This window comes from Pseudomonas delhiensis (genome assembly GCF_900187975.1).
GTDB lineage: Bacteria > Pseudomonadota > Gammaproteobacteria > Pseudomonadales > Pseudomonadaceae > Pseudomonas > Pseudomonas delhiensis.
Window position 1 is genome coordinate 169817 of sequence record NZ_FZPC01000011.1, and the last position, 21974, is coordinate 191790.

Annotated in this window: 19 protein-coding genes; 8 read left to right on the top strand and 11 right to left on the bottom strand. The window is 69.1% G+C overall.

From position 1 onward, the window contains the following. The first annotated feature begins 96 nt into the window (after positions 1–96). The 7 genes from CHC02_RS12210 to CHC02_RS12245 all read left to right on the top strand — a co-directional run bounded on the left by CHC02_RS12210 (position 97) and on the right by CHC02_RS12245 (position 10095). Positions 97–972 (top strand): SDR family oxidoreductase, encoded by an 876-nt coding sequence (locus CHC02_RS12210; RefSeq protein ID WP_089391726.1) that lies wholly within the window; start codon positions 97–99, stop codon positions 970–972. Between the two features lie 3 nt (positions 973–975). Further along, positions 976–2592, top strand: a complete 1617-nt coding sequence (gene atuC, locus CHC02_RS12215) for a geranyl-CoA carboxylase subunit beta (RefSeq protein WP_089391727.1) — start codon at positions 976–978, stop codon at positions 2590–2592. A gap of 162 nt (positions 2593–2754) precedes the next feature. Further along, positions 2755–3915 (top strand): citronellyl-CoA dehydrogenase, encoded by a 1161-nt coding sequence (gene atuD, locus CHC02_RS12220; protein WP_089391728.1) that lies wholly within the window; start codon positions 2755–2757, stop codon positions 3913–3915. A 93-nt stretch (positions 3916–4008) separates the two neighbouring features. Continuing rightward, positions 4009–4806, top strand: coding sequence for an isohexenylglutaconyl-CoA hydratase (gene atuE, locus CHC02_RS12225; RefSeq protein ID WP_089391729.1), 798 nt, complete (start codon positions 4009–4011; stop codon positions 4804–4806). 98 nt (positions 4807–4904) lie between these two features. Next, positions 4905–6887: a geranyl-CoA carboxylase subunit apha gene (gene atuF / locus CHC02_RS12230; RefSeq protein WP_089391730.1), complete on the top strand. Its 1983-nt coding sequence runs from the start codon at positions 4905–4907 to the stop codon at positions 6885–6887. Between the two features lie 348 nt (positions 6888–7235). Continuing rightward, positions 7236–8057, top strand: a complete 822-nt coding sequence (locus CHC02_RS12240; protein ID WP_089391732.1) for an SDR family oxidoreductase — start codon at positions 7236–7238, stop codon at positions 8055–8057. A 211-nt stretch (positions 8058–8268) separates the two neighbouring features. After that, positions 8269–10095, top strand: coding sequence for a long-chain-acyl-CoA synthetase (locus tag CHC02_RS12245; RefSeq protein WP_089391733.1), 1827 nt, complete (start codon positions 8269–8271; stop codon positions 10093–10095). A 326-nt stretch (positions 10096–10421) separates the two neighbouring features. On the opposite strand, the gene CHC02_RS12250 is transcribed toward CHC02_RS12245, so the two are convergent. The 9 genes from CHC02_RS12250 to CHC02_RS12290 form a co-directional block, all read right to left on the bottom strand. Continuing rightward, complete coding sequence (locus tag CHC02_RS12250; RefSeq protein WP_244160954.1) at positions 10422–10952, bottom strand: hypothetical protein; 531 nt, start codon at positions 10950–10952, stop codon at positions 10422–10424. Between the two features lie 108 nt (positions 10953–11060). Continuing rightward, the gene (locus CHC02_RS12255) at positions 11061–11693 is read right to left on the bottom strand and encodes a hypothetical protein (protein ID WP_089391734.1); all 633 of its coding nucleotides are present in this window, start codon (positions 11691–11693) and stop codon (positions 11061–11063) included. After that, positions 11690–12274, bottom strand: a complete 585-nt coding sequence (locus CHC02_RS12260; protein ID WP_089391735.1) for an RNA polymerase sigma factor — start codon at positions 12272–12274, stop codon at positions 11690–11692. The genes CHC02_RS12255 and CHC02_RS12260 overlap by 4 nt, the downstream gene beginning before the upstream one ends. A gap of 1 nt (position 12275) precedes the next feature. Next, the gene (locus CHC02_RS12265) at positions 12276–13937 is read right to left on the bottom strand and encodes a vWA domain-containing protein (RefSeq protein ID WP_089391736.1); all 1662 of its coding nucleotides are present in this window, start codon (positions 13935–13937) and stop codon (positions 12276–12278) included. Between the two features lie 141 nt (positions 13938–14078). Beyond that, the gene (locus CHC02_RS12270; RefSeq protein ID WP_058071001.1) at positions 14079–15518 is read right to left on the bottom strand and encodes an aminotransferase-like domain-containing protein; all 1440 of its coding nucleotides are present in this window, start codon (positions 15516–15518) and stop codon (positions 14079–14081) included. 129 nt (positions 15519–15647) lie between these two features. Next, complete coding sequence (locus CHC02_RS12275; protein WP_089391737.1) at positions 15648–16283, bottom strand: LuxR C-terminal-related transcriptional regulator; 636 nt, start codon at positions 16281–16283, stop codon at positions 15648–15650. Between the two features lie 137 nt (positions 16284–16420). Further along, complete coding sequence (locus CHC02_RS12280) at positions 16421–17233, bottom strand: OmpA family protein (RefSeq protein ID WP_089391738.1); 813 nt, start codon at positions 17231–17233, stop codon at positions 16421–16423. Then, positions 17230–17571: a DUF4398 domain-containing protein gene (locus CHC02_RS12285; protein ID WP_089391739.1), complete on the bottom strand. Its 342-nt coding sequence runs from the start codon at positions 17569–17571 to the stop codon at positions 17230–17232. The genes CHC02_RS12280 and CHC02_RS12285 overlap by 4 nt, the downstream gene beginning before the upstream one ends. A gap of 25 nt (positions 17572–17596) precedes the next feature. Next, positions 17597–18415, bottom strand: coding sequence for a substrate-binding periplasmic protein (locus tag CHC02_RS12290; protein WP_089391740.1), 819 nt, complete (start codon positions 18413–18415; stop codon positions 17597–17599). A gap of 212 nt (positions 18416–18627) precedes the next feature. On the opposite strand from CHC02_RS12290, the gene CHC02_RS12295 reads away from it, so the two are divergent. Then, positions 18628–19578: an alpha/beta fold hydrolase gene (locus CHC02_RS12295; RefSeq protein ID WP_089391741.1), complete on the top strand. Its 951-nt coding sequence runs from the start codon at positions 18628–18630 to the stop codon at positions 19576–19578. A gap of 57 nt (positions 19579–19635) precedes the next feature. On the opposite strand, the gene fabV is transcribed toward CHC02_RS12295, so the two are convergent. Continuing rightward, complete coding sequence (gene fabV / locus CHC02_RS12300; RefSeq protein WP_089391742.1) at positions 19636–20832, bottom strand: enoyl-ACP reductase FabV; 1197 nt, start codon at positions 20830–20832, stop codon at positions 19636–19638. Between the two features lie 203 nt (positions 20833–21035). Then, positions 21036–21965 (bottom strand): electron transfer flavoprotein subunit alpha/FixB family protein, encoded by a 930-nt coding sequence (locus tag CHC02_RS12305; RefSeq protein WP_089391743.1) that lies wholly within the window; start codon positions 21963–21965, stop codon positions 21036–21038. Between the last annotated feature and the right edge of the window lie 9 nt (positions 21966–21974).

The window sequence follows — 21974 nt, forward strand, 5'->3', positions numbered from 1 at the left end:
GCGCATAACGCCGCAGGCGTTATCCGCCACCCGGCAACGGCGGATGAAGCGTTCCGCTTCATTCGCCCTACATGAACGTGGAAGGCAGCCAAATCCATGGCATACGACTCGATCTTCAAGCCCGGCCTGTTCGCCGGCCAGACTGCAATCGTCACCGGTGGCGGCAGCGGCATCGGCCGTTGCACCGCCCATGAACTGGCGGCCCTGGGCGCCCACGTGGTGCTGGTCGGGCGCAAGGCCGAGAAGCTGGAGAAGACCGCCGGCGAGATCGCCGAGGACGGCGGCAGCGCCAGCTGGCACAGCTGCGACATCCGCGACGAGGAGGCGGTGAAGGCGCTGGTGGCGCAGGTGCTCGCCGAACGCGGGCCGATCCACCACCTGGTCAACAACGCCGGCGGCCAGTACCCCGCGCCGCTCGCCTCGATCAACCTCAAGGGCTTCGAGGCGGTGGTGCGCACCAACCTGGTGGGCGGCTTCCTCATGGCCCGCGAGGTGTTCAACCAGAGCATGAGCAAGACCGGCGGCGGCATCGTCAACATGCTCGCCGACATGTGGGGCGGCATGCCCGGCATGGGCCACTCCGGCGCCGCCCGCGCGGGCATGGAGAACTTCACCAGGACCGCCGCCGTGGAGTGGGGCCACGCCGGGGTGCGGGTCAACGCCGTGGCGCCGGGCTGGATCGCCTCCAGCGGCATGGACACCTACGAGGGCGCCTTCAAGGCGGTGATCCCGACCCTGCGCGAACACGTGCCGCTCAAGCGCATCGGCACCGAATCGGAAGTGGCCTCGGCCATCGTCTTCCTGCTCTCCCCCGGCGCCGCCTTCATCAGCGGCAACACCATCCGCATCGACGGCGCCGCCAGCCAGGGCAGCCGCGCCTTCCCGCTGGCCAAGGGCAAGCCGGGGCAGAGCCGTTCCTACAACGGCTTCCACCGCGCCTACCTGCCCGACGTGCTGAAGGACCAGGAGTAAGCCATGCCGGTGATCCAGTCGGAAATCGACACCCAGGGCGAGGACTTCGCCCACAACCGCCAGGCCATGCTGGCCGCCGTGGCCAGCTTCCGCGACCTGGAGCAGCAGGTGCTGGACAAGGCCGCCGAGGCCAGGCCGAAGTTCGACAAGCGCGGCCAGCTGCTGCCGCGCGAGCGCCTGAACCTGCTGCTCGACCCCGGCGCACCCTTCCTCGAACTCTGCTCCCTGGCCGGCTACAGGCTGCACGACGACAAGGACGGTACCCAGGCCGGCGGCGGCATCATCTCCGGCATCGGCTACGTCGCCGGGGTGCGTTGCCTGGTCAGCGCCAGCAACAGCGCGATCAAGGGCGGCACCATCTCCCCCACCGGGCTGAAGAAGACCCTGCGCCTGCAGCAGGTGGCGCTGGAGAACAAGCTGCCGCTCATCGCCCTGACCGAGAGCGGCGGCGCCAACCTCAACTACGCGGCGGACATCTTCGTCGAGGGCGCCCGCGGCTTCGCCAACCAGGCGCGGCTGTCGGCCGCCGGCATCCCGCAGGTCACGGTCGTGCACGGCTCCAGCACCGCCGGCGGCGCCTACCAGCCGGGGCTGTCGGACTACGTGGTGGTGGTGCGCGGCAAGGCCAAGATGTTCCTCGCCGGCCCGCCGCTGCTCAAGGCCGCCACCGGCGAAGTCGCCACCGACGAGGAACTGGGCGGCGCCGAGCTGCACGCCCAGGTCGCCGGCACCGCCGAGTACCTGGCGGAGAACGACGCCGACGGCGTGCGCCTGGCCCGCGAGATCATCGCCGCGCTGCCGTGGAACGCCCAGCTGCCGGCCCGCCCGGCGCGGCACTGGGACGAGCCGCTGTACCCGGCCGAGGAACTGCTGGGCGTGGTCCCGGCCGACGCCAGGAAGCCCTACGACGTGCGCGAGATCGTCGCGCGCATCGCCGACGGTTCGCGCTTCCTCGACTTCAAGAACGAATACGACGCCCAGACGGTGTGCGGCCACCTGCACATCGAGGGCCACGCCTGCGGCCTGATCGGCAACAACGGCCCCATCACCCCGCAGGGCGCGGCCAAGGCGGCGCAGTTCATCCAGCTGTGCGAGCAGAGCAACACGCCCATCCTGTTCCTGCACAACACCACCGGCTTCATGGTCGGCACCGAGTCCGAGCGCCTGGGGGTGATCAAGCACGGCTCGAAGATGATCCAGGCGGTGGCCAACGCCACCGTGCCCAAGCTCACCCTGGTGGTCGGCGGCTCCTACGGCGCCGGCAACTACGCCATGTGCGGCCGCGGCCTGGACCCGCGCTTCATCTTCGCCTGGCCCAACAGCCGCACCGCGGTCATGGGCGGCGCCCAGGCCGGCAAGGTGCTGCGCATCGTCACCGAGGAAAAGCACGCCAAGGAGGGCAAGCAGGCCGACGCGAAGATGCTCGACATGCTCGAACAGATGACCGCGCAGAAGCTCGACGCCCAGTCCACCGCGCTCTACGGCACCGCCAGCCTGTGGGACGACGGGCTGATCGACCCGCGCGACAGCCGCCGGCTGCTGGGCTACCTGCTGGACATCTGCGCGGAGGCGGCAGCGCGACCGCTGAAGGGCAACAGTTTCGGGGTAGCGAGGTTCTGACCTGATAGGGGCTCCCTCTCCCGCTTGCGGGAGAGGGCGCCAAAGCGATCCGGCGTAAAGCGAACTTCCCGCCCACTCCGAACAGCCCCCTCTCCTTTCAGGGAGAGGGTTGGGAGAGGGAAAGGGGAAGTGAACACCCAAGGCTCAGGAGGAAAACAACACATGCTCTTCACCCAGGAACACGAAGAACTCCGCCGCACCGTCCGCAACTTCGTCGACAAGGAGATCAACCCCTACGTCGACCAGTGGGAGAAGGACGGCCGCTTCCCCATCCACGAAGTGTTCAGGAAGGCCGGCGCCCTCGGCCTGCTGGGCATCTCCAAGCCGGAGAAGTTCGGCGGCATGGGCCTGGACTACAGCTACTCGGTGGTCGCCGCCGAAGAGTTCGGCACCATCCACTGCGGCGGCGTGCCCATGTCCATCGGCGTGCAGACCGACATGTGCACCCCGGCCCTGGCGCGCTTCGGCTCCGACGAGCTGCGCGAGGAATTCCTGCGCCCGGCCATCGCCGGCGAGATGGTCGGCTGCATCGGCGTCTCCGAGGTCGGCGCCGGCTCCGACGTGGCGGGGCTGAAGACCACCGCGCGCAAGGACGGCGACGACTACGTGATCAACGGCAGCAAGATGTGGATCACCAACTCGCCCTCGGCCGACTTCATCTGCCTGCTGGCCAACACCTCCGACGACAAGCCCCACGTCAACAAGTCGCTGATCATGGTGCCGATGAAGAGCAAGGGCATCAGCGTCAGCCCGCACCTGGACAAGCTCGGCATGCGCAGTTCGGAGACCGCCCAGGTGTTCTTCGACGACGTGCGCGTGCCGCAGCGCTACCGCATCGGCGCCGAGGGCGCGGGCTTCATGATGCAGATGCTGCAGTTCCAGGAGGAACGCCTGTTCGGCGCCGCCAGCGGGATCAAGGGCCTGGAGTACTGCGTCAACGCCACCATCGACTACTGCAAGCAGCGCAAGACCTTCGGCCAGGCGCTGATCGACAACCAGGTCATCCACTTCCGCATGGCCGAGCTGATGACCGAGATCGAGTGCCTGCGCGCCCTCACCTACCAGGCCACCGAGCAGTACATCCGCGGCAAGGACGTCACCCGCCTGGCCTCCATGGCCAAGCTCAAGGTCGGCCGCCTGGCCCGCGAGGTCACCGACGCCTGCCTGCAGTACTGGGGCGGCCAGGGCTTCATGTGGGAAAACCCGGTCTCCCGCGCCTACCGCGACACCCGCCTGGTGTCCATCGGCGGCGGCGCCGACGAGATCATGCTCGGCATCATTTGCAAGCTGATGGGCACCCTGCCGGGCAAGAAGAAGAGTTAGGAGCGGCTGCAGGCGGCAGGCGGCAGGCGATGTGTCGCTCTGGCCTGCAGCCTGAAGCCTGTCGCCTGAAGCATCGTCTATGAGGAATCCGGCATGAGCGAATTGCCGAACTGCGAAACCCTGCTGCTGGAGCGCGATGGCGGCGTGCTGTACGTCACCCTCGACCGTCCGGACAGCCGCAACGCCATGAGCCTGGCCATGGTCGGCGAACTGCGCGCGGTGCTGGCCGCCGCACGCGATGACCGCGAGGTGCGCGCCATCGTCCTGCGCGGCGCCGGCGGACACTTCTGCGCCGGCGGTGACATCAAGGACATGGCCGGCGCCCGCGCCGCCGGGCCCGACGCCTACGCTGCGCTGAACCGCGCCTTCGGCGCCCTGCTGGAGGAAGCCCAGGCACAGCCGCAGGTGCTGGTGGCGGTGCTGGAAGGCGCGGTGCTCGGCGGCGGCTTCGGCCTGGCCTGCGTGTCGGACATCGCCCTCGCCGCCGACGGCGCCCAGTTCGGCCTGCCGGAAACCAGCCTCGGCGTGCTGCCGGCGCAGATCGCGCCCTTCGTGGTCAAGCGCATCGGCCTGACCCAGGCCCGCCGCCTGGCGCTCACCGCCGCCCGCTTCGACGGCCGCGAGGCGCTGCGCCTGGGCCTGGTGCACTTCAGCGAGGCCGACGCCGACGCCCTCGGCCAGCGCCTGGCGCAATGCCTGGAACAGGTGCGCCGCTGCGCCCCCGGCGCCAACGCGCAGACCAAGGCGCTGCTGCTGGCCACCGAGACCCAGGCCCTGGGCCCGCTGCTGGACGACGCCGCAAGACAGTTCGCCGCCGCCGTGACCGGCGCGGAAGGCGCCGAAGGCACCCTGGCCTTCGTGCAGAAACGCAAACCCAACTGGGCACAGTAGTCGCTGGCTCCCGGCATTCGCGAGGATGACGGAACAACCCGTCATTCCCGCGAACGCGGGAACCCACGACCAGAACCCAAGCCAGCAGGAGCACATCCATGCCCAGCTTCGACAAGATCCTCATCGCCAACCGTGGCGAGATCGCCTGCCGGGTGATCCGCACCGCCCAGGCCCTGGGCTACCGCACGGTGGCGGTGTACAGCGAGGCCGACGCCGAGGCGCGCCACGTGCAACTGGCCGACGAGGCCCTGTGCATCGGCCCGGCGCCGGTCGGCCAGTCCTACCTGAAGGCCGCGGCCATCCTCGACGCCGCGCGGCGCACCGGCGCCGACGCGGTACACCCCGGCTACGGCTTCCTCTCGGAGAACGCCGAGTTCGCCCGCGCCTGCGAGGCCGCCGGCATCGTCTTCATCGGCCCGAGCGTCGAGGCCATCCACCTGATGGGCAGCAAGCGCCTGTCCAAGCTGGCCATGCTCGAAGCCGGCGTGCCCTGCATCCCCGGCTACGAGGGCGCCGAGCAGGACGACGCGAGCCTGGCCCGCGAGGCCGGGCGCATCGGCTACCCGCTGATGATCAAGGCCAGCGCCGGCGGCGGCGGCCGCGGCATGCGCCTGGTGCAGGCGGCCGACGAGCTGGCCGCGCAGCTGCGCACCGCGCGCTCGGAAGCGCTGAACGCCTTCGGCAGCGACGAACTGATCCTGGAGAAGGCGGTGATCCGCCCGCGCCACGTGGAAATCCAGGTGTTCGGCGACCACCACGGCAACCTGGTCCACCTCGGCGAGCGCGACTGCTCGGTGCAGCGCCGCCACCAGAAGGTCATCGAGGAAGCGCCCTGCCCGGTGCTCACCCCCGGGCTGCGCCAGGCCATGGGCGAGGCGGCGGTGAAGGCGGCGGCGCGGGTGAACTACGTCGGCGCCGGCACCGTGGAGTTCCTGCTGGACGCCAGCGGCGCCTTCTACTTCCTGGAAATGAACACCCGCCTGCAGGTCGAGCACCCGGTCACCGAACTGGTCACCGGCCAGGACCTGGTGGCCTGGCAGATCCGCGTGGCCGAAGGCCAGCCGCTGCCGCTGAAGCAGGAGGACATCGCGCTGCGCGGCCACGCCATCGAGGTGCGCCTGTACGCCGAGGATGCCGGCAACGGCTTCCTGCCGCAGACCGGCGAGGTGCTGCGCTGGGAACCGCAGGTGCAGGACGGCATCCGCATCGACCACGGCCTGGTGGAAGGCCGGGCGGTGACGCCCTTCTACGACCCCATGCTGGCCAAGGTGATCGCCTACGGCGCCACCCGCGACGAGGCCCGGCGCAAGCTGGTGCGCGCCGTGGAGGACTGCGTGCTGCTGGGCGTGAAGGCCAACCAGCGCTTCCTCGCCAACCTGCTCAAACACCCGGAGTTCGCCGCCGGCAACGCCACCACCGCGTTCATCGGCGAGCACTTCGCCAACGACCCGAGCCTGCGCCCGCAAGCGCCGCAACCCGGCGAACTGGCCCTGGCCGCCGCCCTGCTCTACCAGGCCTCGGCCAGCGCCCGCGCGCACCAGGGCGGCCTGGCCGGCTGGCGCAACGCCGGCAACGAGCCCTGGCGCTACCAGTTGCACGACGGCGAGCAGAAGCACACGGTGGAGCTGGAGGTGCTGGAGCCCGGCGCGCAGCCCAGGCTGCTGGCCTGCATCGGCGACTCGGCGGTGGCGCTGTGGCTGATCGCCATGGACGCGCGCTGGGTGGTGGCGGAGATCAACGGCATCCGCCGGCGCATCGCCCACCACCGCCAGGGCGAACGCGTCTGGCTGTATGGCACGGGCGGCAACCTGGAGCTGCGCGACGTCACCCACGAGCCCGCCGGCGCACAGGGCGGCGCGGCCTCCGGCACGGTCAAGGCGCCGATGGACGGCGCCATCGTCGACGTGCTGGTCAGCGAGGGCGCGCGGGTCAGCAAGGGCCAGCTGCTACTCGTGCTGGAGGCGATGAAGATGGAACATCCGCTCAAGGCCGGGGTCGACGGCATTATCCGCCGCATCCAGGTGAGCAAGGGCGAACAGGTCAAGAGCCGCCAGTTGCTGGTGGAGGTCGAGGAGGCCTGAAACGTTTTTCGTAGGAGCGAGCTTGCTCGCGAATGGAGTATCCCGGTAGCTACAGTGTTTTCGATGGACTCCGTACCCTCTCCCCAGCCCTCGGCTGCGCGCCCCGCCCTGAAGGGAGAGGGAGCTTGTCCGTGCCGAGAGAAGGTATGGTTTCAGTCGGTAATCACTGCGCTAGCCGGCTAACACCGAACTATCAGCATCTGCCCAACGGTCCCCTCTCCCTTCAGGGAGAGGGTTAGGGAGAGGGCGCTCTTCAGGCCCAGCACCAGAACCGCCGGGAAACCCCATTCGCGAGCAAGCTCGCTCCTACAGCTGTAGTCCGAACACAACAAGAACACGGAGCCAAGCATGTCCCTGAACGCCAAGACCCTCTTCATCACCGGCGCCAGCCGCGGCATCGGCCGCGAGATCGCCCTGCGCGCCGCGCGCGACGGCGCCAACGTCGTGATCGCCGCCAAGAGCGCCGAACCCCATCCGAAACTGGCCGGCACCATCTTCAGCGTCGCCGAGGAAGTCGAGGCCGCCGGCGGCAAGGCCCTGGCCCTGCAGCTGGACGTGCGCGACGAGAACGCCGTGCGCGAGGCCATGGCCCGCGCCGCCGAGCACTTCGGCGGCATCGATGCGCTGGTCAACAACGCCGGCGCCATCAAGCTGGTGGGCGTGGAACGCCTGGAGCCCAAGCGCTTCGACCTGATGTACCAGATCAACACCCGCGCGGTGATGGTCTGCAGCCAGGCCGCCCTGCCCTACCTGAAGCAGAGCCAGGGCCACATCCTCAGCCTGTCGCCGCCGCTGAACCTGGCCGGGAAATGGTTCGCCCAGCACGGCCCCTACACCGTCACCAAGTACGGCATGAGCATGCTCACCCTCGGCATGCACGAGGAGTTCAAAAAGTACGGCATCAGCGTCAACGCCCTGTGGCCGAAGACCATGATCGCCACCGCCGCCATCGAGTTCGAACTGGGCAGCCGCGACGCCTTCAAGCGCGCCCGCACCCCGGCGATCATGGCCGACGCCGCCCACGCCATCCTCGCCAGCGGCGGCCGCAGCATCAGCGGTCGCCTGCTGATAGACGAAGACATCCTCCGCGAACAGGGCGTGAGCGACTTCGAACCGTACCGCTACGACCCCCAGGGCGGGCCGCTGGTGCCCGATCTGTTTCTGGATTGAGGCGGCAGGCTTCAGGCTGCAGGCTACAGGCTACAGGCCAGAGCAACTCGCTCTTGGCTTTTGCCTGCAGCCTGCCGCCTGCAGCCTGCCGCCCATTTGCCCAACTGCCCGGCGCCGCGCGCGCCAGAGTCATAGCCCGCGGGCCGCTGGCGGCCTAGAGTCGGGCGGGCGTGCACACGCCACGGACAACAACGACAACAAGGGCAGCGTCATGAGCCATGCCGATCTGATCACCCCCACCCGCTTCATCGCCCACCTGCCCGCCACCCTCGGCCGCGTGCCGCGCATGCTGCGCGGGCTCTACTACACCGGCATCCGCAACCGCGAGAAGAACCTGTCCCTGGGCTGGGCCCTGGAGCGCGCGGCGCGCCTGTACCCGGACGCCCCGGCCCTGCTGGAAGGCCAGCGGCGGCTGTCCTACGCGCTGTTCAACGGCTGGGCCAACCGCCTGGCGCGCAGCTTCCAGGCCGAGGGCGTGAAGCACGGCAGCGTGGTCGCGGTGATGCTGGAGAACCGCGCCGAACTGCTGGTCATCCTCGCCGCCCTGGCCAAGCTCGGCGCCGTGGGCGCGCTGATCAACACCACCCAGCGCGGCCAGGTGCTGGCCCACAGCCTGAACCTGGTCAGCCCCGGCCATTTCGTGGTCGGCGAGGAACTGCGCGAAGCCTTCGACGAAGTACGTGCCAGCCTGCAGGGCGGCGCCGAGCGCCTGTACTGGGTGGCCGACGACGACACCCTGCGCGACCCCGGCCAGGCCCCCGGCGGCTGGGGCAACCTGATGCGCCTGGCCCAGGCCCAGGGCTCCGACAACCTGGCGGAAACCACCCAGGTACGCCTGAAGGACGCCTGCTTCTTCATCTACACCTCCGGCACCACCGGCCTGCCCAAGGCCTCGATCATGAGCCACGGGCGCTGGATCAAGGCCTATGGCGGCTTCGGCCACTCCGGCCTGGGCCTGTCCCGCGACGACGTGCTCTACCTGACCCTGCCCTGCTACCACAACAACGCCGTCACCGTGTGCTGGAGCGCGGTGCTGGCCGGCGGCGCGGCCATCGCCCTGCGCCGCAGGTTCTCGGCCAAGGCGTTCTGGAAGGACGTGCGCCATTACAATGCCACCTGTTTCGGCTACATCGGCGAACTGTGCCGCTACCTGCTCAACCAGCCGGTGTGCGAGGAAGAACGCGACAACAGCCTGACCTGCATGATCGGCAACGGCCTGCGCCCGTCGATCTGGGGCGAGTTCAAGGCGCGCTTCGGCATCGAGCGGATCACCGAGTTCTACGCCGCCAGCGAAGGCAACATCGGCTTCACCAACGTGTTCAACTTCGACAACACCGTGGGCTTCTCCCCGGCCACCTACGCCATCGTCCGCTACGACCTGGAGAACGACCGCCCGCTGCGCGACGCCAAGGGCTTCATGGAGAAGGTCGGCAAGGGCGAGTCGGGCCTGCTGATCAGCGAGATCAGCGACAAGTGGCCGTTCGACGGCTACACCGACCCGGCCAAGACCCAGGCGGTGATCTACCGCGACGTGTTCAAGAAGGGCGACGCCTGGTTCAACACCGGCGACCTGATGCGCGACCTGGGCTTCAAGCACACCCAGTTCGTCGACCGCCTGGGCGACACCTTCCGCTGGAAGGGCGAGAACGTCTCCACCACCGAGGTGGAGAACGTCCTCGGCGCCTTCCCCGGCGTGGAGGACGCGGTGGTCTACGGCGTGGAGATCCCCGGCACCGATGGCCGCTGCGGCATGGCCGCGCTGCGCCTGGCGCCCGGCCAGGCAGTGGACGGCAAGGCCCTGGCCGAACACCTCGACCGCGAGTTGCCGGCCTACGCCGTGCCGCTGTTCCTGCGCCTGCTGCAGCAGGTGGAGACCACGGGCACCTTCAAGTACAAGAAGGCCGACCTGAAGAACGCCGCCTTCGATCCGCGACAGGTCGGCGAGGCGCTGTTCGTGCGGTTGCCGGGCGAGGCGGACTACCGGCCGCTGGATATGGCGCTGTTCGAGGCCATCCAGCGCGGGGAACATCGGTTCTGACAGGTTTTTCGTAGGAGCGAGCTTGCTCGCGAAGGGGGTTCTGCTGGTGGCTTCGGTGCAGAGCCTGAAGAACGCCCTCTCCCTAACCCTCTCCCTGAAGGGAGAGGGGACCGTTGGGCAGGCGCTGATAGTTCGGCGTTAGCCGGCTAGCACAGTGATTACCAGCTGAAACCATTCCCTTTCTCGGCACGAACAAGCCCCCTCTCCCTTCAGGGCGGGGCGCGCAGCCGAGGGCTGGGGAGAGGGTACGGAGTCCAGCGAAAGCACCGCAGCTACAGGGAAACTCCATTCGCGAGCAAGCTCGCTCCTACGAAAAGCCCCCCGACTCAATTGCGAAACTGAAACTGCACCTCCGCCCCGCGAATATCCGAATGCCAGCTGTCGTCGCCGGGATCGGTGCGCTCGCCGCGTTCGCGCTGGATCAGCCGGCCGCCGACCTGGAACGGGCTTTCCTTCTCCTCGAACAGCGGCGGCAGCAGCGGCTTGTCCAGGTTCTCGCGCAGGGCGTTGCCCGGCTCCAGGCCGCGCAGCACGTCCCTGGGCAGGCGCAGGTCGAGCTTGGTGGGTGGCAGCGGCTTGTTCACGCTGGGTTCGGGGGCCTTCTTCGGCTTCGCGTCGGCCACCGGCAAGCGCTCGGGGGCCAGGGGCTTGCCCAGTTGCGCCTTGGGCGTGGCCGGCTTGGCCGGCGCCTTCACGACGCTGGCGGCGGGCGCGGGTTCAGGCGCCGGGGCCTTCTGCGCCGAGGCGGCAGGCGCCGCCGTGGGTGCCTGGGCCTTGGCCGGCGGCGCCTTGTCGGCATCGCCGCAGGCGCTCAGCAACAGCGGCAGGAGGGTCAGCAGAAGGATGCGTTGCAACATCACGGAGCGGGCAAATGGCCAGGGGCGCGCCATCCTCGCCTTAGTCGATCGGTAAGACAAGAGCCTCGGACAAAGCCGAAAACAATTCCGACAAACGCGCTCAGGCGCTCAAGGCCGGCCCTCCAGGCGCCGCAGTTCGGCGTCGATGTCCAGCCGCGGGTAGCGCCGCCGCAGGTCCTCGCGCAGGGCCGTCGCGGCCGCCTGGTCGCCCTGTCGGCGCAGCTCGACCAGTTGCCGCAGGCTGGCCTCCGGCTCTGGCGCGGCCGGCTCGGCGCTGCGCTTGGCCATGGGCGCGGCTTCGTCGGCGGCCACCGCGCTTTCCGCCATCTGCTTGCGCTGTTCCAGCTGCGGGGCCGGCGCCGCGGCGGGGACGGCCGGCGCCGAGTACAGCGCCGGGGCGGCCTGGCGGGCGGAGCGGGCCATGGATTCGGCCTTGGGCGCCGGGGCCACGGCCGGCGCGGCGGCATCGAAACGCGGCGCCTCCTCGAAGGTACGCAAGGCCAGGCTGACGCCGATGCCGAGGGTCGCCACCCCGGCCAGGGCCACCGACCAGCGCTGCGGCCGGCCGAACAGCCAGCGGCCCAGGCGCTGCCAGGCATTCGCGCGCGGCTGCACGGCGGCGCGGGCCGCAGCCAGGATGCGGGCGTCCAGTTGCGCCGACGGCTGCTCGCCGCCGTGCCGGCGGAAATGCTCGAGCAATTCGGCCTTCTCGGCGTCCGGCCGCTGCGGGTGGCGATTCATGGGGACACCTCCTGGGTCGCCGCCGGGTCGGCAAGCAACCGGCGCAGTTTCTGCAACGCATAGCGCAGGCGGCTCTTCACCGTCTCGGCGGGCGTGCGGGTCAGTTCGGCGATCTCCTGCAACTCCAGGTCGCCATGGGCGCGCAGCAGGAACACCTCGCGCTGCTCGCCCGGCAGCGCCTGCAGGGCCTGCTGCAGGCGCTCGCGGTCGCGGCTCAGGCTCAGCTGCCGCAGCGGGTCCTCGGCCTCGCCGGGCAGCGCCTCGCCGTGCAGTTGCTCGTCGAAGGCCTCGTGCTGCGCCTGGCGCCGGCCGTTGCGCCGCCAGTGGTCGATCAGCCGGTTGCGGGCGATCTGGTACAGCCAGGTGCGGAAGCTGGCCCGGCCCTGGGGCTCGCTGTCGCTGCGGATCAGGCTCAGCCAGGTTTCCTGGAACGCTTCCTCGGCCTGCGCGGCGTCGCCGCCCAGGCCGCAGAGGAAGCGGTAGAGGCCCAGGCGGTGGCGCGCGTAGAGCGTGGCGAAGGCCTCGGCATCGCCCTTGCGGTAACGCCGCAGCAGCGCGGCGTCGTCTTCGTCCGTGGTCAAGTCAGGGGTTCCGTGCCAAAGGGGTTTGCAGGCTGCGCGCCAGTTCGACGAGCTGGAGGAACTCGCCGCGCAGGCCGAACGGGTCCTCGCCGCGCGCGCTCCTGGCCAGGGCCAGAGTATCGCTCATGTCGAAGCCGCCGGTGTAGCGCGCGCCGTCGAGCTGCTGAGCGAAGGCCGCCACTGCCGCGGCGAAGCGCAGGTCATCGCTGGCATGGGCCAGGTCGCCGGCGCCGCTGCTGGCGATGGGGCGCTCGACCAGGCGGCTGGGGCCGCCCTCCGGGGCCTGCCAGCGCACCCGCAGCCAGGCCAGTTCGTCGCCCTTGCCGGCGGGCCTGGCCTCGGCCTGGTAGCGCAGCGGTTCGAGCCAGCCCTTCTGCCCTTTCGGGACTATCTCGTAGAGCGCAGTGACGGTATGCCCGGCGCCGATCTCACCGGCGTCGACCTGGTCGTTGTTGAAGTCCTCGCGCTTCAGCGCGCGGTTCTCGTAGCCCAGCAGGCGGTACTCGCTGACCTGCGCGGGGTTGAACTCGAGCTGGAGCTTGACGTTCTTCGCCAGTACCGCGAGGGTCGAGCCGAGCTGTTCCACCAGCACCTTGCGTGCCTCGCGCAGGTTGTCGATGTAGGCGTAGTTGCCGTCTCCGGCGTCGGCCAGCTGTTCCATCAGGCGCTCGTTGTAGTTGTCCACGCCGAAGCCCAGGGTGGTCAGCGACACCCCGCTGCGGCGCTTCTCGGCGGCCATGGCCTTGAGCGTGCCGAAGTCGCTGACGCCGACGTTGAAGTCGCCATCGGTGGCCAGCAGGATGCGGTTGATGCCCTTGTCGATGAAACCTTGCCGAGCCATGCGGTAGGCCAGCTCGATGCCTGCCGCGCCGGCGGTGGAGCCACCGGCCTGCAATTGCTCGATGGCCGCGCGGATCTTCGCCTTGTCCTTGCCCGAGGTGGGCTCCAGCACCACCCGCGAGTCGCCGGCGTAGACCACCAGCGACACCTTGTCCTGCGGCCGCAGCTGGTCCACCAGCAGCTTGAGGGTGCCCTTCACCAGCGGCAGGCCCTCGCGGCGGTCCATGGAGCCGGAGACGTCCACCAGGAACACCAGGTTGGCCGGCGGCAGTTGCTCGACGCTGCGCTCCGAAGCCTTGATGCCGATGCGCAGCAGCCGGGTGTGCGGGTTCCACGGCGACGGCGCCAGCTCGGTGGTGATGCCGAAGGGGCCGTCGTCGGCCGGCGGCGCATAGGCGTAGGGGAAGTAGTTGAGCATCTCTTCCAGGCGCACCGCGCCCTGGGGCGGCAGGCGGCCCTCGTTGAGCAGGCGGCGGACGTTGGCGTAGCTGCCGGTGTCCACGTCGATGCTGAAGGTCGAGACCGGAGCCTCGGCGACGCTGTGCACCGGGTTCTGCGCCAGCTTCTGGTATTGCTCGCGGTCCTGGTCGCGGTAGCCCGCCGGCAGCGGCTCGGGGGCCACCGGCAGCGCGTAGCTTTCCAGCATGGGCGCGGCAGCCGGCGCGGCGCGGCGGGCCTCGCTCTTGGTGGCCAGGTCGGCGAGCGGCGCCTGTTTCGTCATCGAAGGCTGGGCGGCCTGTTGCTGGGTGGACTGGCCACAACCGCCCACGGCCAGCAGCAGGCCGATGGCGACGGGACGGAAGGCGGAAGCGGGAAGGGACATGGCGGCGGCCTCGATGAAGGGGTCAAACCTTCAGACGAGGCCGTCAGCCAAAACGGGTTAAACCGCTTTTTGTAGGAGCGGGCCCTGCCCGCGATTCGCGCGCAAGGCGCGCTCCTACAGGGGGGGCCCGGCGGGAACACGTCAGGCAGCGATCTGCTCCTCCTGGCACAGCTGGCAGGCCAGCATGCCGAGGGTCATGATCGCCCGCTCCGCCTCGCGGTTCCACGGGATGCCGCAGGTCAGGCGCAGGCAGTTGTTGAACTGCTCGGTGTTGCTGAAGATCAGCCCCGGGGCGATGCTGATGCCCTGCTCCAGCGCCCGCACGTGCAGTTCCTTGGTGTTCACCTTGGCCGGCAGGCTGACCCAGAGGATGAAGCCGCCCTTGGGCCGGGTCATCTGCGTGCCTTCGGGGAAGTACTGCTGCACCGCCAGCTGGTAGGCGGTCATGTTCTTGCGGTACTCCTGGCGGATGTAGCGCAGGTGGCGGTCGTAGCCGCCGTTCTCCAGGTACGCGGCCACGCCCATCTGCGTCACCGTACACGCCGAGTGCGTGGTGAAGGTCTGCAGGCGGCGGATTTCCTCCTGGTAGCGCTCGGCGATGATCCAGCCGATGCGCACCCCCGGCGAGATGGTCTTGGAGAAGCTCGAGCAGTACACCACCCGGCCCTCGCGGTCGTGGGCCTTGAGTGACTTGGTCTGGCCCTCGTCGAACATCAGCTCGCCGTAGATGTCGTCCTCGATCACCCCGATGTTGTGCTCGGCGGTGAGCTTGAGCAGCTGCTTCTGGCGCTCCTCGGGGATGGTCCCGCCCAGCGGGTTGGACAGCCGCGCGGTCAGCACCAGGGCCTTGATCGGCCACTGGTTGGCGGCCAGCTGCAGGGCCTCCAGGCTGATGCCGGTGAGCGGGTCGCTGGGGATCTCGATGACCTTCAGGCCGAGGATGTCGGCCAGTTGCAGCAGGCCGTAGTAGCTCGGCGACTCGGTGGCGATCAGGTCGCCGGGGCGGGTCATCACCCGCAGCGCCATGTGGATGGCGTCCACGCAGCCGTGGGTGATGGTCACCTGGCTGGGGTCGACCACCACGCCGGCGTCGCGCATGCGGATCGCCACCTGGCGGCGCAGCGGCTCGTAGCCGGGGCTGAACATGTAGCTGAAGGCCCGCGGGCTGGAGAAGCGGGTGACCTTGGCCAGTTGCTGGTGCAGCGCGCGCACCGGCAGGTAGTCCACGTGCGGCACTGCCGCGCCCAGGGGGAACACGCCCTCGCGGCGGGCCTCGGCGAGCACCTGGTTGATGATGCTGCTGCGGGTGACCAGGCCGGGGCGCTCGACCCGCGCGATGTCCGGGGTCGAGGCGGTCAGCGCCGGGGTGTGGTGCACGTAGAAGCCGGACTGCGGGCGGGCGCGGATCAACCCCTGGTCCTCCAGGGTGGCGTAGGCCTGCAGCACGGTGGCGTGGCTGACGTTGAGCTGGGTGCTCAGCTTGCGCACCGAGGGCACGCGCTCGCCCGGCTGGTAGACGCCGCGGCGGATGTCCTCGGCGAGTTGCTGGGCGATGCGTTGGTACAGAAGCAGATTGCTCATGGCGGCGATCCCTCGGGCATTGGACCGAAACAGTAGCCAAAAACTCGAAACTGTTCCAGAACAGTAGCAGGGAAACATGCCGATACAGCCCGCCGCCGATGGTCGGCGCAGCCCGCGCGCCAGAGCGCCTCAGAGTTCGCCGAGCCAGTCCAGCATGCCAGCGATCACCAGTTGCGCGTCGTTGGTCACGCCCAGCTTCTGCATGGCGTTGCGCTTGTGGGTGCTGATGGTGGAGACGCTGCGGTTGGTGCGCTCGGCGATCTCGCCGACGGTGGCGCCGTGGGACAGCCGGCGCAGGATGTCGATCTCGGTGGGGCTCAGCGGCCGCCCGGTGTGGCGCTGCGGGCGCAGGTTGGGGTCGATGTAGGTCAGCCCCCGGCGGATTCGCTCCAGGGCCTCGTCCAGGGCGCCCAGCGGGCTGCGCTTGCAGATGTAGGCGCTGGCCCCGCACTTGATCGTGGCCCGGGCCATCAGCGGCGCGCCCATCACCGAGTAGACCAGCACCTTCAGCCGCGGGTAGTTGCGCTGCAGCCACTCGATCATGTGCACGCCATCGCGGCCACGGGAGCCGGGCAGCGCCATCTCGAGTATCAGCAGGTCGGTCTCGGGGTGGCGTTCGAGCCGCTGCAGCAGCGAGTCGGTGTCGTTCACCCAGTCCAGCACCTCGGCCCGGCAATGCTCGGCCAGGTAGTGCTGCAGCCCCCAGCCGGTCAGCGGCTGGGCATCGGCGACCAGGACCTTGAGGGTTTCCTGTTTCAATGGCATGTGCGGTTCCTGCTGGCGGACGCCCCGGTGCGGGGTGGTCCCATGGCCCTATTTTCGCCAAGGTCGGCCTCGAAAATTTTCGAGATGGCCTGCCAGCAGGTTAGCAGCGCCGGGCCTGCCCGCCCGGCGCCGGGGGCTCAGCGCTGGGCGCCGAGCTGGCCCTTGTCGTCGGAGAAGACGATTTCCACGCGGCGGTTCTGCGCGCGGCCCAGGGAAGAGGCGTTGTCCGCCACCGGGTAGGCCTCGCCGAAGCCCTGCACCTGGATGCGCCCGGCGTCGACACCGAGGTCGGTGAGCACGTCGGCCACCGCCTGGGCGCGGTCCCGGGACAGTTGCTGGTTCTCCTGCTCGTCGCCCTGGTTGTCGGTGTAGCCTTCGATGCGGATCACCCGCCGCGGGTTGAGCTGGAGGAACTGCACCAGCTTGAGCACGGTGCGGTTGGCGGCCGGCTTGAGGTCGGACTCGCCGCTGTCGAACAGCACGTCGCCCAGGGTCAGCACCAGGCCGCGCTCGGTCTGGTCGGTGGCCAGGCTGACCATCTGTTCCTCCAGCCACTTGCTCTGCTCCTGCACGCTGGCCAGCTTGGCCTCGCGCAGGGCCAGCTGCAGACGCTCGCGGTCAAGCTGCTGGCGGGCCAGGCGCTCCTGGTTCAGCGCCAGGTTGCTGCGCTCGCGGGCGATCTCGCTATAGCGCTGGCTGAGGTAGGCGTATTGCAGCACGTCGTCGTTGCTGCCCCAGTAGCTGGACAGGCGCTCGGCGCGGGCCAGGGACTCGCCGGCGCGGATGACGTCGCGCGGCGCGCTGTGCAGCACGCCGGTGTCGTCCTTGACCGCCTGGAACTCGCTGTGCGCGCGCTCCAGGGACTGTTCGGCGAGCTGGCCGTGGGAGCAGCCCGCCAGGGCCAGGGCGACGGCCACCAGGCCGAGCGGCAGCAGTGGGCGCAGGCTCATTTCACCTCCCCCAGCTGGCGGCGCAGGCGCTGGATGCTCTTGCCCTGCTCGGCCAGTTGCGCGGCGCTCTTGCCGGTCAGCACCTTGGCCTCGGCCAGGCGCGCATCCAGCTCGGCCTGCTCGGCGAGCTGCCGGGCGCGCTTGTTGGCGGCGCCGGCCATGGCCTCGCGGGCGGCCTGGTACTTGTCCTCGGCCAGCTTGAACTCGGCCACCTCGTCCGTGGCGCCGACCGCCCGGGCCTGGTCCAGGGCCTGTTCGGTCAGGCGCATCTGCTCGTTGGGAGCCGGGTCGTTGGCGCATCCCGCCAGGGCGCACAGCAACAGGCCCGTGAGGGTCATGCTTGGCTTGCTCACGAATTCTTCTCTACTGCGTGGAAGAGGCGGCGGACCGCGCTTGCTCGGCCTGCCAGCGCTGCAGGTTGCGCTGCAACAGGCGCTGCGGTACGCCGGCGGCGACCAATTCTGTCATTTTTTCCTGCAGTTGTCCGCGCAGTTCCGGGCCATAGCAGGGCGAGGCGTGGGCCAGGGTCAGGTACAGCCCTTCGCTGGAGATCGGCGGCTCCAGCGGCTGCAGGCGCTGCTGCAGGCCCAGCCGGGCCGCCGTGGCCAGGCCGGGGAAGCGCTCGTAGAGCACGTAGTCGGTGCGCCCCAGGGCCAGCTTCTGGAAGGCCTGGGCCACGCTCGGCACCTCCTCCAGGGTCAGCTGCGCCTCGGCGAAGTCGTCGAAGGCGGCGCCGAAGCTGTTGTTCACCAGGGTGCCGCCCTTGTGGCCGCGCAGGTCTTCCCAGCGGGCGTAGGGGAAGCCCTCGCCCTTGTGCACCCAGACCACGTTGTCGGTGCTGAGGAAGGCCGGGCGGATGTAGTCCATCACCTCCTCGCGCTCGGGCGTCAGGAAGGCGCCGGCGAGCAGGTCGACGCGGCCCAGCCGCGCCTCTTCCTGGGCGCGGGCCCAGGAGCCGGTGTAGCGCACGCGGATGCTCACGCCCATGGCCTTGCCCAGTTGCTCCAGCAGTTCGGCGCTGGCCCCGACCAGGCGCTCCGGCTGGGCCGGGTCGCGCCAGAGGAACGGCGGGTACTCCGGGTTGCCACTGGCCACCAGCACCGAGCACTGGCTGCTCTGGGCGTGGGCGTGCAGCGCCAGCAGGCCGACCATGGCCAGCAGGGCGCGGCTGCGCCCGATCATGCGCGGTCCTCGCGAACCGGCGAAAGGGAGGGCGGTGCGTATGACGACGGCATGCTAGCTTCTGTAAGAAAAAGTTCTGAACAAAGGGTCAGACTAGGCGAATTCGGACGCCAGTACAGCATGTCACCGTTCTGCTGGATACGCCAAGCCGAGAACCGCCGCGTTCCCTTCCCGACCCTCGATTTCCGCTACCCCGGTCACAAGGATCACCGATGAAGAAAGTCCTGCTCGCCCTCGTCCTGCTGCTGTCCGCCGGCGCCGGCGTGCTCTACGCCCTCCCCTCCAGCCTGCTGGCCAGCGCCCAGTTCGTCGAACGCACCCGCGCCGGCCTGAGCGAGCAGAGCGTACGCGTCGACGGCCTGGACATCCGCTACTACGAGGGCGGCCCGCGCGAGGCGGAGACCGTCCTGCTGGTCCACGGCTTCGGCGCCGACAAGGACAACTGGCCGCGCTTCGCCCGCTTCCTGACCGACCGCTACCACGTGCTCATCCCCGACCTGCCCGGCTTCGGCGAAAGCAGCCAGCCCCGGGCCATCAGCTACGACGTCGGCACCCAGGCCGAGCGCCTGGTGGACTTCGCCAAGGCCCTGGGCATCGGCCGCCTGCACCTGGTGGGCAACTCCATGGGCGGGCAGATAGTCGCGCTGATGGCCGCGCGGCACCCGGACATGGCCTTCTCCGTGGGCCTGTTCGACAACGCCGGGATCGACGCGCCGCAGCAGAGCGAACTGTTCCGGCGCCTGCAGGGCGGCCAGCCCAACCCGCTGGTGCTGGGCCGCCCCGAGGACTTTTCCGGGCTGATGGACTTCGTCATCTACCAGCGCCCGCCGATGCCCGAGCGCCTGCAACTGTACCTGGGCGAGCGCGGCGTGCAGCGCAGCCAGCTCAACGCCTACATCTTCGGCCAGTTGCGCGAGCGCTACATCCCGCTGGAGCCGGAGCTGCCGAAGATCACCGCGCCCACCCTGCTGCTGTGGGGCGACCGCGACCGGGTGCTGGACGTCTCCAGCGTCGAGGTGATGAAGCCGCTGCTCAAGCACCCCAGCGTGGCCATCCTGCGCGACTGCGGCCACGTGCCGATGATCGAGCGCCCGGAAGAGACCGCCGGCCACTACCTGGACTTCCTCGAACAGGCCAGGGCCCAGCGCACCGCGGCTCGCTGAGGACGGAATGCAGAACCGGCGCCTGGGCGCCGGTTCTGCTGGAGCGAAGATCAGCTTTTACAGCTGGATCAGACCGGGAATCTGCACGTCCGGGTTGACGTCCTGCTCGTAGTCCACCCCGGCGATCTCGAAGCCGAACAGGCGCAGGAACTCGGTCTTGTAGCCGGTGAAGTCGGTCAGCTGGTACAGGTTCTCGTTGGTCACCTGGTTCCACAACTCCTTCACCTTGTCCTGCACGTCCGGCTGCAGCTCCTTGTAGTCGGCGCGCAGGCGGCCGTCGGCGTCCAGGTGCGGCTGGCTGCCGTAGAGGCTGTCGCGGAACAGGCCGTCGACCTGCTCGATGCAGCCCTCGTGGGTGCCCTTCTCCTTCATCACCTTGAACAGCAGCGACAGGTACAGCGGCATCATCGGGATGGCCGAGCTGGCCTGGGTGACCACCGCCTTGAGCACCGACACGCGGGCGTCACCGCCGTTGGCGGCCAGCTTCTCGCGAATGCCCAGGACCTTCTGGTCCAGGTCCTTCTTGGCGGCGCCGATGGAGCCGTTCCAGTACAGGTCGTGGGTGATCTCTTCGCCCAGGTAGGTGAAGGCGGTGGTCTTCACGCCATCGGCCAGCACGCCGGCCTCCTGCAGCGCGTCCATCCACATCTGCCAGTCCTCGCCGCCCATCACCGCGACGGTGTTGGCGATCTCCTCGGCGGTCGCCGGCTCCATCACGCTTTCCTTGATCACTTCCTTGTCGGTGTCCAGGCCGCGGAAGTTGACGGCCTTGCCCACCGGCTTGAGCACCGAGTTGAAGACTTCGCCGGTCTTCGGATGGGTACGGCGCGGGGCGGCCAGGCTATAGACCACCAGGTCGACCTTGCCCAGGTCCTGCCTGATGGTCTCGATGGTGACTTTCTTCACCTCGTCGGAGAAGGCGTCGCCGTTGATGCTGCGGGCGTACAGGCCCTTGGCGTGGGCGAACTTCTCGAAGGCCGCCGAGTTGTACCAGCCGGCGGTGCCGGCCTTGGTCTCGCTGCCCGGGCGCTCGAAGAACACGCCCAGGGTGGCGGCGCCGGCGCCGAAGGCGGCGCTGATGCGCGCGGCCAGGCCGTAGCCGGTGGACGAGCCGATCACCAGGACCTTCTTCGGACCGTTGGCGATGGGGCCATGCGCCTCGACGTAGTCGATCTGCTCCTTGACGTTGGCTTCGCAGCCGGTCGGGTGGGTAGTGACGCAAATGAAGCCACGCACGCGCGGTTTGATGATCATGAAAACCTCGTTTGCCAGGTGCCGTTAGAACAGGTTCAGGTACTGAAGACGTCGCGCATTGTAGATGAGACACCTTCTCTTGGGCGCAACCGGGAGAAGATTCGTGACCAATGGGTCGTCCCTTGCGGCGAACATGGGAAACCAGGGGCCCGAAATGAAAGAACCCGCTCCTGGGAGCGGGTTCCTTCGTCAGCGGGTCAGGCTCAGACGGCCTTCTCCAGCTCCGGCACGAGCTCGAACAGATCGCCCACCAGGCCGTAGTCGGCGACCTGGAAGATCGGCGCCTCTTCGTCCTTGTTGATGGCCACGATGACTTTCGAGTCCTTCATGCCCGCCAGGTGCTGGATGGCACCGGAGATGCCCACGGCGATGTACAGCTGGGGCGCGACTATCTTGCCGGTCTGGCCGACCTGCATGTCGTTCGGCACGAAGCCGGCGTCGACCGCGGCGCGGGAAGCGCCGACGGCGGCGCCCAGCTTGTCGGCCAGGGCGTAGAGGATCTTGAAGTTGTCGCCGTTGCCCATGCCGCGGCCACCGGAGACCACGATCTTGGCGGCGGTCAGTTCCGGACGGTCGGACTTGGCCAGCTCTTCGCCGACGAAGGCGGACTTGCCGGCATCGGCCGGGCCGGAAACCTGCTCGACGGCAGCCGAGCCGCCTTCGGCGGCGACGGCGTCGAAGCCGGTGGTGCGCACGGTGATGACCTTGACCGGAGCCGAGGACTGCACGGTGGCGATGGCGTTGCCGGCATAGATCGGGCGCTTGAAGGTGTCGGCGCTGACCACGTCGATGATCTCGGAGATCTGGTCGACGTCCAGCAGCGCGGCGACGCGCGGCAGGTAGTTCTTGCCGTTGGTGGTGGCGGCGGCCAGGATGTGGCTGTAGCCCTTGCCAAGCTCTGCGACCAGCGGAGCGACGTTCTCCGGCAACTGGTGGGCGTAGGCGGCGTTGTCGGCGACCAGCACCTTGGCAACGCCTGCGATCTTGGCGGCGGCTTCGGCCACGGCGCCGACGTTCGCGCCTGCAACCAGGACGGCGATGTCACCGCCGATCTTCTGTGCGGCAGCGACGGTGTTCAGGGTGGCAGCGCCCAGGACGCCGTTGTTGTGCTCAGCGATTACCAGGATAGCCATCAGATTACT